The sequence below is a fragment of the Stackebrandtia nassauensis DSM 44728 genome (assembly GCF_000024545.1).
In the GTDB taxonomy this organism is placed as follows: domain Bacteria; phylum Actinomycetota; class Actinomycetes; order Mycobacteriales; family Micromonosporaceae; genus Stackebrandtia; species Stackebrandtia nassauensis.
In genome coordinates, this window is record NC_013947.1 from 3302753 (window position 1) to 3318360 (window position 15608).

A 15608-nucleotide genomic window follows, 5' to 3' on the forward strand; every position below is an offset into this window, starting at 1 on the left:
GCCCGACGCACTGTCAATAGGGCGGGCGATTCGCAGACGGAGGTTTGTGAACGGTGGCGACGATCGCCGAAGTGGCGGCATTGGCCGGATTGTCAACGGCGACGGTGTCGCGCGCCCTCAACGGCGTGCCGACCGTCGACCCCGAGCTGGCGCTGCGGGTGTGGCGCGCGGCCGAAGAACTCGATTACCAGCCCCACGGACCGGCCCGCAGCCTGCGCCGACAGCGCACCGCCGTGCTGGCGCTCATCATCTCCGACGTGGAGAACCCGTTCTTCACCGCGATCGCCCGCGGCGTCGAGGACATCGCCCGCGCCGAGGGCTACTCGGTGGTGCTGTGCAACTCCGATGAGGACGTCGAGAAGGAACGCCGCTACCTGGACGTCGCGGCGACCGAACGCATGGCCGGAGTCATCATCTCGCCGACCGCCGAGACCAGCCGCTCCGGCGTAGTCGGCGCCGCGGACACCCCGTTCGTCGCGGTGGACCGGCCGCTGCCGTCGGGCAACGGCGACTGCGTCCTGGTCGACACTCGCGACGCCGCCCGGCAGGCCACCGTCCACCTGGCCGAGCGCGGCTACGACCGGATCGCCTGCCTGACCGGCCCGACCGGACTGGCCACCGCCGACGACCGGCTGGCCGGATACCGCGACGGGCTGCGCGAGACCGGCAGGCAGGCCGACGAGGCGCTGGTGCGGCACTCGCCCTACCGCGCCGACGGGGCGCACGAGGCGGCGCTGCAACTGCTCGACGAACTGCGCCCGCCGGACGCGTTGCTGGTCGCCAACAGCACCATGGCCATCGGCGTGCTGGAGGCGTTGCGGGAACGCGACCTGCGGCCCGGCCGCGACGTCGGCGTCGTCGCCTTCGACGACGCGCCGTGGGCGACCCTTGTGGATCCGCCGCTGTCGGTGGTCACGCAACCGGCCTACGAGCTGGGCACCAGCGCCGCGACACTGTTGCTGTCCCGCATCGCCGACCGGTCGCGACCGTCCAGCACCACGATCCTGGGAGCCCGGCTGGTTGCGCGGGACACCTCCCGCCGCGACTGACATCCTGGCTGCGCGGCGAGTGGCGTGGGACTGTTCCGCCGCGACTGACCCGGCTCAGGTGTCCAGGCCCGCCGCGGCTGCCGCGGCCTGGTCGACGACCTCGGTGGCCTCCCCGTCGTCGTCGCTGACCCGCAGCGCGCCGGTCATGATCGCGACCACTTCGGACATCGAGTGGTCCTCGCGTCCGACGAGGGCGACGCGCTTGCCGAGCCGCTGGATGTGGATGCGGTCGGCGATCTCGAACACGTGCGGCATGTTGTGGCTGATCAGCACGACCGCCAGACCCCGGTCCCGGACCCTGCCGATCAGGTCCAGCACCTGCGCCGACTCCTTCACGCCCAGGGCCGCGGTGGGTTCGTCCATGATGACCACGTGCTCGGCCCAGGCCGCCGCCCGCGCCACCGCGACACCCTGCCGCTGGCCGCCGGACAGGTCCTCCACCGGGTGCGTGAGGCTCTGCAGTCCGATCTGGAGTTCGCTCATGTGCTGGGCGGCCTGCTGCCGCATCCGCTTCTTGTCGAGCAACCGGAACACGCTGCCCAGCGGGCCCTTGCGCCGCAGTTCGCGGCCCATGAACATGTTGGTGGCGATGTCCAGCGCCGGTGCCAGGGCCAGATCCTGGTAGACGGTCTCGATGCCGTTGGCGCGGGCGTCGGCGGGGGTGCGGAACCTGACCGGCTCGCCGTCCAGGGTGATCGTCCCGGCGTCGGGGGCGATGGCTCCCGACAGCGCTTTGATGAGTGTGGACTTCCCGGCGCCGTTGTCGCCGATGACGGCCAGCACCTCACCGGCGCGCAGGTCGAAGTCGGTGCCGTCGAGGGCGGTGACGTGCCCGTAGCGTTTCTTAAGGCCCCGGGCGGTCATGCGGGCGGTGTCGGTCATCGGTTCCTCCTGCGGTAGAGCTGGTCGAAGGTCACCGCGAGGATCACGAGGATGCCGGTGACGAGGATCTGGTAGATCGGCAGCACGCCCATCATCTGCAGGCCACTGCGCACCACGCCGACGATCAGGACGCCCAGCAGCGTGCCCAGGACGGCACCGCGGCCGCCGAACAGGCTGGTGCCGCCCAGCACCACCGCGGTGATGGACTCCAGGTTCTCGGTCTGGCCGACCTTGGGGTCGCCGACGCCGGTGCGGGCGACCATCAGCAGCGCGGCCACGCCGAACACCAGCCCGGCCACCAGGTACACCGACTGCAGGTGGCGGCGCACCGGCACGCCGGTCAACCGGGTGCCCTCGAAGTTGTTGCCGGTGGCGTACAGGCGGCGTCCCCAGGCGGTGTTGGCGAGCACGACGGCGAAGGCGGCGAACAGGACCAGCATCAGCAGCGAGCCGTAGCTGACCCGGGCGTCGCCGACGGGGAAGGTCTCGCCCAGTGCGGTCAGCGTGGCCGGGACGCCGGTGATGGTGGCCTCGTTGGAGTAGATGTGGGTCAGCGCGTAGGCGACGTTGAGCATGCCGAGCGTGACGATGAACGGCGGCAGTTTGATCTTGGTGACGAGCATGCCGTTGGCCAGCCCGAACAGCCCGCACACCGCGATCCCGGCCAGGATCGCCAGGACCGGCGGCAGCCCGGAGTCGACGGCCAGTTTGGTCATGACGATGCTGCCGAAGGCCATCACGGCGCCCACCGACAGGTCGATGCCGGCCGACAGGATGATCAGCGTCTGTCCCAGCGCGAGCGTCCCGATGACGGTGACCTGTTGCAGGACCAGCGCGGCGGTGTTGAGGCTGAGGAAGTTGTCGGCCATGGTGGAGAAGAACGCGATGGCGATGAGCAGCGCGCACAGTGGACCGGTGGTGGAGCCGCCGAGGAACCGGCGCGTCCAGGTCTGTTCGGTGAGGACGGGGGCCGCCGGTGGGGCGGTGGTCGATGTCGTGGTCATGTGGCTTTATCCCTTGGGTTCAGTGGAGGTACACAGTGCTCAGCCGCCCCAGCACTGCTTGGCGCCCCAGTCGGTGTCCTTGCTGTCGAGTCCTTCGACGGGGTCGTCGGTGATGAGTTCGACGCCGGTGTCGGTGTATCCGGAGGGGCGGTCTCCGGTGCGGGCGTATTCCAGGGCGGCGTCCATGCCGAGTTCGGCCATCTTCACGGGGAACTGCATGGCGGTGGTGTCGAACTTGCCCTGCGCGGTGGCCTCGACTCCTGGGCAGCCGCCGTCGATGGCCACCAGGGTGGTCTTGTCGGTGCGTCCGGCGGCCTTGAGCGCGGTGTGGGCGCCCAGCCCGGCGGGTTCGTTGATCGTGTAGACGAGGTTGATGTCCGGATGGGCCTGCAGGCAGTTCTCCATCGCGGTGGTGGCCTTGGTCTGGTCGCCCTGGGTGTACTCCTCGCACACCAGCTGCTCGTCGCCCTCCTTGATGCCGAAGCCCTTCAGGAAACCGTCGTGGCGCAGCTGCCCGACGGTGACGCCGGGCGCGAGGTCCATGGTGGCGATCTTGGCGGGCTTGCCGTCCAGTTTGGCCTTGGCGTACTCGCCGACCACCTCACCGGCCCGGAAGTTGTCGGTGCCGTACAGCCCGTCGGTGGCGTCGGCGGGCTCGGTGGGCGTGTCCAGCGAGATGACGGCGATGCCGAGCTTCTGGGCTCGTTTGACGGACGGGACGATCGCCTTGGTGTCGCTGGGGGTGATCAGTATGGCCTTCACCCCGGCGGCGATCATGTTCTCCATGGCGGACACCTGGCCCTCGTTGTCGCCGTCGAATTCGCCGGTGGCGGTGAGCAGCTGCGCCCCGGCTTCTTCGGCGGCGATCAGGGCCGTGTCCTTCATTTCGATGAAGATCGGATTGGTCTCGGTCTTGGTGATCAGACCGATCTTGATGCGGTCGTCGGAGCCGGAGCCGCACCCGCTCGTGACCAGCCCGGCGAGGCTGATCACGATCAGGACGGTGATCGTCCGGGTCAGGCGGCTCCAGCCACGCGTTTTCGGCATGGGAACCTCTCCAGTGGAGTGTTGGGTGCCGGTGTTTCGGGGTTCGGGAGATCTCTCGAAACGTGATGCTATACACAGACAAGCGGTTGCGCAACCGCTTGCGTCAGTATTCGCGCGAGAACGTTCGCGATCGAGAAGGAGGCCGCATGGTCACCATGGCCGACGTCGCACGTCAAGCCGGCGTATCAGTGTCCACGGTGTCCCACATCGTGAATGGGACCCGCTATGTCAAGGAGGACACCAAGAAGCGCGTGCTGGCGGCGATCCGCGAAACCGGTTACACCCCCAACTCGCTGGCCCGTTCGCTGGCGACCCAGAACACCCACACCATCGGCTTGGCCATCTCGGCGATGTCCAACTTCTACTTCGCCGACATCGTCGCGGCCATGGAGTCGGCGGCCCGCGCCGCCGGGTTCACGCTGCTGTTGGCCGACACGCACGACGACCCCGACGAGGAACTCCAGGTGATCCAGGCGCTGCACCAGCGCCGGGTGGACGGCATCCTGTACGCGCCCTCCACCGGCTCGGCCGGTCCGGCGCTGCGCTACCTGGCCGAACTCAGCGTCCCCACCGTCCTGGTCGACCGCTGCGCCTGGAGCCGCTTCGACCAGATCGGCACCGAGAACGTCCGCGCCACCGCCCACCTGACCGTCCACCTCGCCGAACGCGGCCACGCACGCATCGGCCTGCTGGCGGGGCACCAGGACGTGCGGACCTTCGCCGAACGCACCGAGGGCTACCGCGCCGGACTGGCCGAAGCCGGGATCACCCCCGACGACGCCCTGACCGTCTTCGGCCCGCCCGGTGAGGAGTTCGCGGCCCGCGCGGTGTCCCAACTGCTCGCCCTGCCCGACCCGCCCACCGCCCTGATCTCGGGCAACAACCACCTCACCATCGAGATCATCCGGGCGCTGCGCGCCCGCGGCATCAAGGTCCCCGACGACATGGCGCTGGCCTGCTTCGACGACTTCGAGTGGGCCGATCTGTTCGCACCCCGGCTGACCGCCATGGCCCAGCCGATCGAGGCGATCGGCGCGGGCGCGGTCGGCCTGCTGCTGGACCGGCTGGCCGAACCCAAACGCCCGGTGCGCACCATCCGGCTCGACCCGGTCTTCGCCCACCGCGAATCCTGCGGCTGCCCGCCGGAATGACCGGCGGCGCGGCCCGGCCGTCCCGGTAGGTTGGTGCCCGGGAAGACGGACCGGGCGCGCACAGGAGGCACACCGATGACGGCCAGTCGAGACGGCCTGCTGGAGGAACTGGTCCGCGAGATGCCCTGGTACATCTCGGCGTCGATGCGGTTCCAGATGGCGGTCGCCGACCAGCTGGACATGCCGCTGGCCGACGTGCACGCGATCGGCGCGCTGGTGGAGTTCGAGCCGATCGGGGCCGCCCGGCTGGCCGAACTGATGGGGATGACCTCGGGGGCCGTGACCCGGCTGGTCGACCGGCTGGAGCGCGGCGGCTACGTGCGCCGGTCGCCCGATCCCGCAGACCGGCGCCGGGTGGTGCTGCGGGCGGTGCCCGAGCGGGTGGCCGAGATCGGGCGCTACTACGCGTCGATGGGGGAGAGCTGGCAGCGGCAGCTGGCCGACTGTTCGGACGAGCAGCTGCGGTTCCTGGTGGAGTTCCTGCGACGCGGACGCGACGACACCCAGCGCGAGACCGCGCGGCTGCGTTCCGACGGCCGGGCGCACGGCACCCGACGACGTCGCGAACCGTAGTCTCCGACCCCGATCGCCGTCCCCGTAGGTGAAGTGGGGGAGGACCCCGAACCTTCCCCTATAGCTGCTGCAAACAGTTGCTGCTTCAAGCAGCTAATGTTTGACTGGCCGCATGACACCCACACAGCAACGGCTGCAACCGTTCTACCTGGCCGTCCCCTTCACCGCCGTCATCACCGGCCTGTTCAACCTGTCCGAAACCCTGCCCGCCCCGCTGGCGCTGCTCGCCGGGGCCGCCTGGGGAATCGTCCTCGGCCTGATCGCCACCTGGCTCAACACGAAGGCCACGCTCAGCGCCTGGCTGGAGGACGGATTCGTCTACCTCGGCATCGTCGGCTTCGCGTTCGCCGGGTGCGGCGGCCTGATGGCCATCCTCATGCTCGACGGCGCGCTCGGCGCGTCCTCGCTGACCGCCGAGGCACTGGAGGCACTGTTCCTGCCGTCGATCCCGTACTACATCGTCGTCAACAGCGCGTTGGAACTGCTGGTCATCCCCGGACTGCTGTACTTCGGTTGGCGCGCGGGCAAACGCCGCGTCCTCATCCTGGCCGCCGCCGGACTGTACTTCGCGATGCGCGTGTGGACCTACCTGGCCTTCGTCCCGGCCCGGATGGGATGGGCCGAGGCCGAACACTCCGGTGAAGCGCTGTCGGCGGCCGAACGCCGACAGGCCGCCTCCGACCTCATGGTCGACGATCCACGATGGATCCTGCTGCTCGTGATGCTCGCGATCCTGCTGGTAGCGGCATACCTGCCCCGCGTCCGCGAACGCAAGACCCGCACCGCCTGACCCACACGGGAACCGGTGACCGTGTCGCGCACCAGCGGCACGGTCACCAGCCGCGAGCGCGCCATTCGGGCAGCTTCGGCCGTTCGGCGCCCAGCGTGGTGTCGTCGCCGTGGCCCGGGTACACCCAGGTGTCGTCGGGCAGCCGTCCGAACACCTTCGTCTCCACGTCGGTGTACAGCGAGTCGAAGTCGGCGGCCGTCTGGGTCTTGCCGACCCCGCCGGGGAACAGGCTGTCGCCCGTGAACAGGTGCGGGTGCCCGCCCGGATCCCGGTACAGCAGCGCCAACCCGCCCGGGGTGTGCCCGGCCAGGTGGATCGCCTCGATCGTGACGTCTCCACAGGAGATGGTGCCGCCGTCGTCGACGGTTCCCGTTACTGCCGGGACGTCCCCGGCGTCGGCGGGATGCGCGAGACTCGCGGCGCCGGTGCGCTCGACGATCGCGGCGGTGGCCCGGATGTGATCCCAGTGCCGGTGCGTCGTCACCACAGTGGAAAGCCCGGCGTCGCCCACGAACTCCATGATCCGCTCGGGTTCGTCGGCCGCGTCGATGAGCAGCTGTTGCCCGGTTGCGCGGCAGCGCAACAGATACACGTTGTTGTCCATCATGCTGACCGAGAACTTGGTGATGGTCAGCGTTTCCAGTTCCCGTATCGCGGCGGGTCCGCCGGGGTACACGTCACCGGTGTATTCCATGGACCCAAGCCTGTCAGACACCCGATACGCCGCGAAAAGGGGCTTGCCAGGCGAGTGCGCGGGGCTTACCTTTCTAGTGATCAACAGCCGCTGACACCGGTGAGGAGGTGACGGATATGCGGGAACTGACCCGAAGGTCGGGTCGATGTCGCACTGGCGGGACGCAACGCGTGTCCGTCGGTGTCGCAGACACCATCGGTGGGCCGGCTCAGGCGTAGCCGGGCACCGGATATCAACCGAGAAAAGGTGCTTCGTTGACCATCTCCATGGCGTCCCTCGGCTGGGACGCGACATTCTCCGACTCCTATTCCCGCTACGACAGACGCGGGAACCACCCCGGACGCGTGGCCCGCGTGGACCGGGGAGTGTGCACCGTCCTGACCGCCGGGGGAACGGTACGGGCGAGCCTGGCCGGGCGGATGCTCGGCGTCGTCGCCAAGGACCCGTTGTCGATGCCCAGCGTCGGCGACTGGGTGGTGGTGCGGACCTGGGACGACGACCGCCGCACCATCGAGGCGGTACTGCCGAGGCGCTCGGCGATCGTGCGCTCCACGGCCGGCAAGGCCGCCGAGGGACAGGCGATCGCCGCCAACGCCGACGCCGTGGCCATCGTCGAGGCCCTCGACCCCGACCCCGACTTCGGCCGTATCGAACGGCTGGCGGCACTGGCCTACGACTCCGGCGCCACCCCGCTGCTGGTGCTCACCAAGGCCGACGCGGTTCCCGACCCGGAACTGCTGGCCGACGATCTCAGCGCGGCGATGCCCGACGCGCCGGTCCTGACCGTCAGCGCGGTCACCGGCCAGGGCCTGGACGCGCTGGCCGAATACCTGAAACCCGGTCGCAGCCTGGCGCTGCTGGGCGCCTCCGGCGCCGGAAAGTCCACACTGGTGAACGCGTTGGCGGGCGCTGAGGTCATGGCCACCCGGGGCCTGCGGGCCGACGGCCGGGGCCGCCACACCACCTCCCACCGCAGCCTGGTCCCGGTTCCCCACGGCGGCGCCATCATCGACACGCCGGGCCTGCGAGTCGTGGGCCTGTTCGACCGCAGGCCCGGCGACGCCGCCACCCCCGTCGACGGCCTGGCCCGGGCCTTCGGCGACCTCGACGCCCTCGCCGCGCAGTGCAGGTTCAACGACTGTCGCCACGACACCGAACCCGGCTGCGCGGTACTGGCCGCCATCGACGACGGCCTCCTGACCGCCCGGCGGCTGGAGAACTGGCGCAAACTCCAACGCGAACAGGCCTTCGAACGCAGTCGCGCCGCGGCCAGGGCGCGTGCCGTCGGACGCGACAAGGCCCGACACCGCGCCGCCCAGGACAAGGCCCGAGCCCGAGGCGACTGACGCGAGCCCAGCGGCCACACTTTGGGGGTGCCGCTGTATCTCGCCCTCGCCGTTCCCGCCATTGTGGCCGCCGTCTATGTCTACTTCGGCTGGACGCGCCGCACCCGTTGGCTGGCGACAATGGCGGCGGCGTCCATTCTGGTCTCGGGACTGTGGCTGCGAGCCAGTCCACAGGTCGACGAGGCCTTGGGGGGCTGGCTGATCGCCACGCCGGAAACGGCGCTGCTGCTCATCATCGTGGGCCTGGCGGCGACACTGACCATGGCCGGCTTCCCCGCCCAGCTGGCCAACGAGATCAAGGACCACGTGATCGGGCCGGTGACGGCCCGCGGCTACGGCGTGTTCGCGACGACGGCACTGCCGTTCGCGGTCATCGCGGCGACGGCCGCTGTGCCGGTGATATCGCTGGTGGCAATCCAGATCATGGTCGTGCTCATCGCCGGAATGGTTGCCGCGCGCCGAAAGCCAGCGCAGCTGCGAGCCGCCTACGGCTACGGCCTGGCCTGCACCGCTGGACTCGCACTCGTCGCCCTGGGCAGCCTCATCCCCGCTGGAGTCACCCCGATGATCCTGGTCGCGGCGGGCTGGGCGGCGCTGGCCGGACTGGCTCCACTGCACTGGTGGCTGCCGCCAACGGTGTCGGTGGCTTCGGCACCGGTCTCAGCCCTCATCGTGGGAGTGCAGGCGCCGCTGGCCTGGGCGATGCTGCTTCGACTGGAGGGGCCGACACAACGGCTGCTGATCGTGGCGGCACCGGTGTCGATCATGGTGGCGATCGTGGGACTGATCCGGCAGCGGGACCTGCGGCGCCTGGTCGCCTACGTCGGCATCGCCGGTTCGGGCCTGCTGGCCTGGGCACTGGCGACGACGCCCGAACCATCGAGCCTGCGGATGGTGCTGAGTCTCAGCCTCAACGCCGTGCTGCTGTACCTGGCGGTGGGACACGTGGTGTCGCTGACCGGCTCGGGCCGCATCGCGATGGTCCGGGGCCAGTGGACCCGCGCGCCCCTGTTGGGCGGCGCGCTCGGGCTCGGGCTGCTGGCCGCGACGGTGCTGATGCCGTACCTCGCGGTACGCCCGCTGGCCGCACTGGCGCCGACCCCGGCCGGGATCCTCGGGCTGGCGTGCGGCATCGGGATGATCCTCGTCGCGATCGCGGCCGCGATCCCCACCTGGCGGATGCTCGCCGGAGATCCCGCCGACCGCCTCGACGTCACCACCGGACCGGCCCGCCCGCTGGGCTCGGCCGGGCCGGTACTGATCGTCGCGACCGTCCTGGCGTTGCTGACGCCGCTGGCCGCCGGAGCCATCTCGACCGACCTGTTCTGAGCCGTGATCGGTCGCACGGCACAGTGCGACCCGCCGGGCCGCTGAGTAGGCTCGCAGGGTGACCTGTACGAACACCGCGATGTCGGTCCCGGGGGATAGGGTCCGTCCGTGACCAAAGCGTCTTCATCCTCGCCTAAGAAACCTGCCGGACGTCCCGGCGACCACATCAGCATCCGCGGCGCCCGCGAGCACAATCTCCGCAACATCAGCCTCGATCTGCCCCGGGACGCGCTGATCGCGTTCACCGGCCTGTCGGGTTCGGGGAAGTCCTCGCTGGCGTTCGACACGATCTTCGCCGAGGGGCAGCGCCGCTACGTCGAGTCGCTGTCGGCCTATGCCCGCCAGTTCCTGGGCCAGATGGACAAACCCGACGTCGACTTCATCGAGGGCCTGTCCCCGGCGGTGTCGATCGACCAGAAGTCGACCTCGAAGAACCCGCGGTCGACCGTCGGCACCATCACCGAGATCTACGACTATCTGCGGTTGCTGTTCGCGCGCATCGGTTCGCCCCACTGCCCGGTGTGCGGGGAACCGGTGACGAAGCAGACGCCGCAGCAGATCGTCGACCGGGTGCTGTCGATGGAGGAGGGCACCCGGTTCCAGGTGCTGGCGCCGGTGGTGCGCGACCGCAAGGGCGAGTACGAGTCGCTGTTCAGCGAACTGTCGACCAAGGGTTACGCCCGGGCTCGGGTGGACGGCGTGGTCCACCAGCTGGACGAGGTCCCGAAGCTGAAGAAGCAGGAGAAGCACTCCATCGAGGTCGTCGTCGACCGGCTGTCGGTGAAGGCCAGCGCCAAGCAGCGGCTCACCGACTCGGTGGAGGCGGCGCTGGGCCTGGCCGGGGGCATCATCCTGCTGGACTTCGTCGACCTGCCCGAGGACGACGCGGCCCGCGAACGGCGGTACTCCGAACACCTGGCCTGCCCCAACGACCACCCGCTGGCGCTGGACGACCTGGAGCCGCGGTCGTTCTCGTTCAACACCCCCTACGGTGCCTGCCCCGAGTGCACCGGTCTGGGTGTGCGCAAGGAGGTTGACCCGGACCTGGTCATCCGGGACGGCGAGAAGTCGATCCGCGACGGCGCGCTGGCGCCGTGGTCCAGTGTGGGCATGGGGGACTACTTCCTGCACCAGCTGGTCGCGCTGGGGGAGGTGCTGAGCTTCTCGGTCGACAAGCCCTGGGACTCGCTGCCCAGCCGGGCCCAGAAGGCGATCCTGTACGGACACGACGCGAAGCTGACGGTGAAGTACCGCAACCGGCACGGCCGGGATCGCTCGTACACCACCAGTTTCGAGGGCGTGGTGCCGTGGGTGGAACGCCGTCACGCCGACACCGACTCGGAGTGGACCCGCGACAAGTACGAGGGCTTCATGCGGGAGGTGCCCTGCAACTCCTGCCACGGCACCCGGCTCAAGCCCGAGGTGCTGGCCGTGACCGTCTCGGGCCACAACATCGCCGAGGTGTGTGGCCTGTCGGTGCTGCGCTGCGCCGAACTGATGAACGGCCTGACGCTGTCGCAGTCGCAGGCCATGATCGCCGAGCGGGTCGTCAAGGAGATCAACGCGCGGCTGAAGTTCCTGTTGGACGTCGGCCTGGACTACCTGTCGCTGGACCGCGCGGCGGCCAGCCTGTCGGGCGGCGAGGCGCAGCGGATCCGGCTGGCCACCCAGATCGGGGCCGGTCTGGTCGGGGTGCTGTACGTCCTGGACGAGCCGTCGATCGGTCTGCACCAGCGCGACAACCACCGGCTCATCGAGACGCTGGTGCGGCTGCGCGACCTGGGCAACACGCTCATCGTCGTCGAACACGACGAGGACACGGTCCGCACCGCCGACTGGGTGGTGGACATCGGGCCGGGCGCCGGGGAGCACGGCGGCCAGATCGTCCACTCCGGAACCGTGAAGGACCTGCTGAAGAACCGCGACTCGATGACGGGGGAGTACCTGTCGGGACGTCGCAAGATCGACGTTCCGGCGGTGCGCCGCACCCCGGAGAAGTCCCGGCAGCTGGTCGTCAAGGGCGCCCGGGAACACAACCTGCGCAACGTGGACGTGGCGTTCCCGCTGGGCTGCCTGATCTCGGTGACCGGCGTCTCCGGCTCCGGTAAGTCCACACTGGTCAACGAGATCCTGTACAAGGTGCTGTCCAGCCAGATCCAGAAGTCCAAGGCCGTGCCGGGCCGCCACCGTCGCGTCGAGGGACTGGAGGAGGTGGACAAGGTCGTGGGCGTCGACCAGTCGCCGATCGGCCGCACCCCGCGCTCCAACCCGGCCACCTACACCGGCGTGTTCGACAAGATCCGCAAACTGTTCGCCGAGACCACCGAGGCGAAGGTGCGCGGCTACACCCAGGGCCGGTTCTCGTTCAACGTCAAGGGCGGCCGCTGCGAGGCCTGCTCAGGCGACGGCACCCTGAAGATCGAGATGAACTTCCTGCCGGACGTCTACGTGCCCTGCGAGGTGTGCCACGGCGCCCGGTACAACCGGGAGACCCTCGAGGTGCACTACAAGGGCAAGACCATCTCCGAGGTCCTGGACATGCCTATCGAGGAGGCCGCGGACTTCTTCAAGCCGATCTCCTCGATCCACCGTCACCTCAAGACCCTCAACGACGTGGGTCTCGGCTACGTGCGGCTGGGGCAGCCCGCCCCGACCCTGTCGGGTGGCGAGGCCCAGCGGGTGAAGCTGGCCGCCGAGTTGCAGAAGCGGTCCACCGGCCGCACGGTCTACGTCCTGGACGAGCCCACCACGGGTCTGCACTTCGAGGACATCCGCAAGCTGCTGGGCGTGCTGGACGGTCTGGTGGACAAGGGAAACACGGTCATCGTCATCGAGCACAACCTGGACGTGATCAAGTCCTCCGACTGGATCGTCGACATGGGACCCGAGGGCGGCGACCGCGGCGGCACCGTCGTGGTGTCCGGCACGCCCGAAACGGTCGCCGGAACCGACGCCAGCCACACGGGCACATTCCTGAAACCAATGCTGACGTGACACGGGGGCGGGTGGCCTGCGTAGGATGATGCGACGTGGACGCCGAAGCCGCCCGCCTTTCCCCCTCGCCCGAACCGTTGACCCCGCCGCCGTTGTCGCGCGCCTGGTTGCGGCGGTTCGAGACCCCGTACATGACGGTGTCACTGGTCATCGTGGCCATCGCGGCGGTTCTGGCGGCCCGAAGACCGTGGGGCATCGACTTCTGGGTGCACGCCACCGCCGTGGAGCGGCTCAGCCGTGACCTGCTGGACCCCGGCGGTCTGCAGATCAGCGGGGTGACCTCGGAGTCGTCCTACTACTCGCCCTACAGCGTCGTGGTGGCGCTGTTGACCCGGGTCACGGGGGCCTCGGCGGTCTCGGCGCTGTCGCTGATGGCGCCGATCCTGGTGGCGTTGCTGTGCTTCGGGTTCTACCGGTTCGTGCGGCTGTTCCACTCCGGGGTGTGGTTCCCCGTGTTCGCGCTGGCGGTGACGCTGACGCTGTGGGGCATCGACATGTGGGCCTGGAGCGGGTTCCTGTCGGTGTACAGCCTGCCGATCGGGCTGCCGCTGCCGTCGGTCGTGGCCAGTGCGCTGATGTTCCTGGTGTGGACGATGCTGGCGCGGGCCTTCGACGATCCCCGCGCCTGGCGGTGGGCCGGGCTGGCCTCGCTGGCCACCCTGATCGTGCTGGTGCACCAGCTGACAGCGCTCAACACCGCGATCGGCTGCGTGGCGATCGCGATCTGGAAACTGCCGAAGCTGGACTCGCGGGTGATCCCGGGACTTTTGGCCTGCGTGGCCTCCTGCGTCCTTTTGGCCATCAGCTGGCCGTACTACTCGGTGGTGTCGCTGTTGGGTTCCAGTGCCATCGACGGCTCGCACGGGGTGCTGTACGACCAGATGTGGCTGTACCAGGGCCTGATCGTGCTGGCCCTGCCCGCGCTGTGGCTGCGGTTCCGGCGGGACCGCCGGGACGTGTTCGTGTGGATGGCCGCCTTGGGTTTCCTGGTCGTGGCGGCGGGCTGGTTCACCGGCCACTACACCTACGCGAGGGCGCTGCCGCTGCTGATGCTCGCCGCCCAACTGGCGCTTGTACTTGAGATATATCGACTCCGAGACATCAATCTCCAGGCAAAGATCTGGACCTACGCGACAACAGCCGCATGTGTCCTGTCGCTGGCGCTCAACTGCGGCAACGTCCTGTACGTGCTGCCGCCCAGCGAGACGCTGGCCAAGGTCCAGTTCCATCTGGGCCGCAACCCGGTGCCGCCCGACTACGGCTGGCTGCGCGACTTCACCGCCACCAACGACGTCATCGTCACCGACGACCTCTACGCCCGGCGGATCGTGACGGCCCACGGCCTGTTCACCGTCGCGCCCGGCTGGGAGGACCCGGTTGTCGCCGACACCACCGACCGTGCCGAGGCCGAGGAGCGGTTCTTCGCGACCGACAGTCCCAAGCAGCGAAGCGACATCACGATGACCTACGGCGTGGACTGGGTGCTGGACGTGCCCGAGGGCCCGGAGTACAACCCGGCCAGCGGCGACTCGTCCCTGGTGGCCATCGGCCCCGACGGGCAGCGGCTGTACCGCCTCGGCGTTTGACGACGGCGGGTACAACGGTGCGATGATCCTGGTCGCGAGCTTGTTGGCGCTGTCGGCGCTGCCGTTGGTCTGCTGGGTGATCGACGCGTCGACCGACGCGCGGGTGCCGCGCTGGCGGGTCGCCGCGAGCCTGGGCGCGGCCGTGACGTTCCTGGTCGTCGCGTTGCCACCGGACCCGGTGCTGGTGACGCTTAGCTTCGGGCTCGCCGTCCTGGGCGTAACACTAGCCTTTGTGGACATCGCGATTCGCAGGCTCCCGGACGTCCTGGTGCTCACGGCTTATCCGCCGACCGGCGCGATCCTCATCACGGCGGCTGTCGCCTCCGGTGACCCGGAACCGTTGCTGCGGGCCGGGTTCGCCGCCGCCGTGTGTCTCATGGCTTACGGCTTGGCGGCGTCCAGCGGCGCGCTCGGCTTCGGCGACGCCAAGCTGGCGGGACTGCTGGGCCTGGTACTGGGCTGGGTGTCGTGGGCGGCGGTGCTTTCCGCCAGCCTGCTGGCGTTGCTGCTCGCGGTGGTCCCGGCGATCATGGCCCGGATCCGGCGGGGGAGAGGAGCGGAGTTCGCGTTCGGCCCGCCGATGCTGGGCGGTGCGCTGCTGGCCCTGCCGCTGTGAGGCCAGCGGGTGCAGCCTGCGCGGCGCCCCGGCATGGGTGTGGGGTCGCGGCAGCCCGAGCCACGACCCCACGGATCAATGTGGGAGGTCTAGAAGTCGAACAGGACGCCGCCGGTCTCGCGCACGGCGACGCACTGGTTCGCGAACGTCTCTTCGTAGGTGCTGTACGTGTTGCCCCACAGGCCTTCCGACCGGACCGTGACCGGGTCCCACATCATCGTGCAGGGTCCGGGGTCCTCGGACATGGCGGTGACGTTGCCCCCGACGGCTTCCAGCTGTGCGCAAGCCTCGTAGGGGCGGGGGTGGCTGCCGCCGTGCGGGTAGCAGGTGAGAGTGGCGGCGGCCCGTTCACCGTCGTTGTCGCGGATCGTGAGGTGGTAGGAACCGCCGATCTGGGAAGCCTCGTGGGCTCCAGCGGCGGTCGCGGTCAGACCGACGAGCCCGGCCGCGGCGATGGTGATCCCTGTGAGTCGCAGGATCGTTTTCGACATTCGTGTTGCTCCTAAGAGAAGAGATCTTGTGGATTCCCTTGCGCCGCAAACGTTAG

At 69.4% G+C, this 15608-nt stretch carries 14 protein-coding genes; 9 read left to right on the top strand and 5 right to left on the bottom strand.

The genetic code is table 11. The features are described 5' to 3' along the window. Positions 1-53: 53 nt before the first annotated feature. Positions 54-1049: a LacI family DNA-binding transcriptional regulator gene (locus tag SNAS_RS15420; RefSeq protein WP_013018369.1), complete on the top strand. Its 996-nt coding sequence runs from the start codon at positions 54-56 to the stop codon at positions 1047-1049. 54 nt (positions 1050-1103) lie between these two features. Here the strand turns inward: SNAS_RS15420 and SNAS_RS15425 are convergent, their stop codons facing one another. Genes SNAS_RS15425 through SNAS_RS15435 form a run of 3 tightly spaced genes read right to left on the bottom strand, consistent with a single transcriptional unit; the run spans position 1104 to position 3982 of the window. After that, positions 1104-1931 carry an ATP-binding cassette domain-containing protein gene (locus SNAS_RS15425; RefSeq protein WP_013018370.1) on the bottom strand — a complete coding sequence of 276 codons (828 nt, stop codon included), beginning with the start codon at positions 1929-1931 and terminating at the stop codon, positions 1104-1106. Beyond that, on the bottom strand, positions 1928-2935 hold the full coding sequence (locus SNAS_RS15430; RefSeq protein ID WP_013018371.1) for an ABC transporter permease: 1008 nt from the start codon (positions 2933-2935) through the stop codon (positions 1928-1930). Before SNAS_RS15430 ends, SNAS_RS15425 begins: the two co-directional genes overlap by 4 nt. A gap of 39 nt (positions 2936-2974) precedes the next feature. Then, the gene (locus SNAS_RS15435; protein WP_013018372.1) at positions 2975-3982 is read right to left on the bottom strand and encodes a substrate-binding domain-containing protein; all 1008 of its coding nucleotides are present in this window, start codon (positions 3980-3982) and stop codon (positions 2975-2977) included. Between the two features lie 146 nt (positions 3983-4128). Between SNAS_RS15435 and SNAS_RS15440 the strand changes: the two genes are divergently transcribed. From SNAS_RS15440 to SNAS_RS15450, 3 genes are all read left to right on the top strand, one after another. Beyond that, positions 4129-5133: a LacI family DNA-binding transcriptional regulator gene (locus SNAS_RS15440; RefSeq protein ID WP_013018373.1), complete on the top strand. Its 1005-nt coding sequence runs from the start codon at positions 4129-4131 to the stop codon at positions 5131-5133. 75 nt (positions 5134-5208) lie between these two features. Beyond that, the gene (locus SNAS_RS15445) at positions 5209-5706 is read left to right on the top strand and encodes a MarR family winged helix-turn-helix transcriptional regulator (protein WP_013018374.1); all 498 of its coding nucleotides are present in this window, start codon (positions 5209-5211) and stop codon (positions 5704-5706) included. Between the two features lie 112 nt (positions 5707-5818). After that, positions 5819-6496: a hypothetical protein gene (locus SNAS_RS15450; protein ID WP_013018375.1), complete on the top strand. Its 678-nt coding sequence runs from the start codon at positions 5819-5821 to the stop codon at positions 6494-6496. A gap of 43 nt (positions 6497-6539) precedes the next feature. Here the strand turns inward: SNAS_RS15450 and SNAS_RS15455 are convergent, their stop codons facing one another. After that, entirely contained in the window at positions 6540-7190 is a 651-nt protein-coding gene (locus tag SNAS_RS15455) for an MBL fold metallo-hydrolase (RefSeq protein WP_013018376.1), read from the bottom strand. 266 nt (positions 7191-7456) lie between these two features. Here SNAS_RS15455 and rsgA point away from each other — a divergent pair, with 266 nt between their 5' ends. From rsgA to SNAS_RS15480, 5 genes are all read left to right on the top strand, one after another. Continuing rightward, positions 7457-8536 (top strand): ribosome small subunit-dependent GTPase A, encoded by a 1080-nt coding sequence (gene rsgA, locus SNAS_RS15460; RefSeq protein ID WP_013018377.1) that lies wholly within the window; start codon positions 7457-7459, stop codon positions 8534-8536. A 27-nt stretch (positions 8537-8563) separates the two neighbouring features. Then, positions 8564-9865, top strand: coding sequence for a proton-conducting transporter transmembrane domain-containing protein (locus SNAS_RS15465; RefSeq protein WP_013018378.1), 1302 nt, complete (start codon positions 8564-8566; stop codon positions 9863-9865). Between the two features lie 108 nt (positions 9866-9973). Continuing rightward, positions 9974-12859, top strand: a complete 2886-nt coding sequence (gene uvrA / locus SNAS_RS15470) for an excinuclease ABC subunit UvrA (RefSeq protein WP_013018379.1) — start codon at positions 9974-9976, stop codon at positions 12857-12859. 35 nt (positions 12860-12894) lie between these two features. Further along, positions 12895-14445, top strand: coding sequence for a hypothetical protein (locus SNAS_RS15475; protein ID WP_013018380.1), 1551 nt, complete (start codon positions 12895-12897; stop codon positions 14443-14445). A 22-nt stretch (positions 14446-14467) separates the two neighbouring features. Next, positions 14468-15061, top strand: a complete 594-nt coding sequence (locus SNAS_RS15480) for a prepilin peptidase (protein ID WP_013018381.1) — start codon at positions 14468-14470, stop codon at positions 15059-15061. An 89-nt stretch (positions 15062-15150) separates the two neighbouring features. On the opposite strand, the gene SNAS_RS15485 is transcribed toward SNAS_RS15480, so the two are convergent. Continuing rightward, positions 15151-15552, bottom strand: coding sequence for an SSI family serine proteinase inhibitor (locus tag SNAS_RS15485; RefSeq protein WP_013018382.1), 402 nt, complete (start codon positions 15550-15552; stop codon positions 15151-15153). Between the last annotated feature and the right edge of the window lie 56 nt (positions 15553-15608).

Coding starts and splice junctions, on each gene's coding strand:
- SNAS_RS15425 (WP_013018370.1), bottom strand. CDS start 1,931: ATGACCGACACCGCCCGCATGACCGCCCGGGGCCTTAAGAAACGCTAC.
- SNAS_RS15430 (WP_013018371.1), bottom strand. CDS start 2,935: ATGACCACGACATCGACCACCGCCCCACCGGCGGCCCCCGTCCTCACC.
- SNAS_RS15435 (WP_013018372.1), bottom strand. CDS start 3,982: ATGCCGAAAACGCGTGGCTGGAGCCGCCTGACCCGGACGATCACCGTC.
- SNAS_RS15440 (WP_013018373.1), top strand. CDS start 4,129: ATGGTCACCATGGCCGACGTCGCACGTCAAGCCGGCGTATCAGTGTCC.
- SNAS_RS15445 (WP_013018374.1), top strand. CDS start 5,209: ATGACGGCCAGTCGAGACGGCCTGCTGGAGGAACTGGTCCGCGAGATG.
- SNAS_RS15450 (WP_013018375.1), top strand. CDS start 5,819: ATGACACCCACACAGCAACGGCTGCAACCGTTCTACCTGGCCGTCCCC.
- SNAS_RS15455 (WP_013018376.1), bottom strand. CDS start 7,190: ATGGAATACACCGGTGACGTGTACCCCGGCGGACCCGCCGCGATACGG.
- rsgA (WP_013018377.1), top strand. CDS start 7,457: ATGGCGTCCCTCGGCTGGGACGCGACATTCTCCGACTCCTATTCCCGC.
- SNAS_RS15480 (WP_013018381.1), top strand. CDS start 14,468: ATGATCCTGGTCGCGAGCTTGTTGGCGCTGTCGGCGCTGCCGTTGGTC.
- SNAS_RS15485 (WP_013018382.1), bottom strand. CDS start 15,552: ATGTCGAAAACGATCCTGCGACTCACAGGGATCACCATCGCCGCGGCC.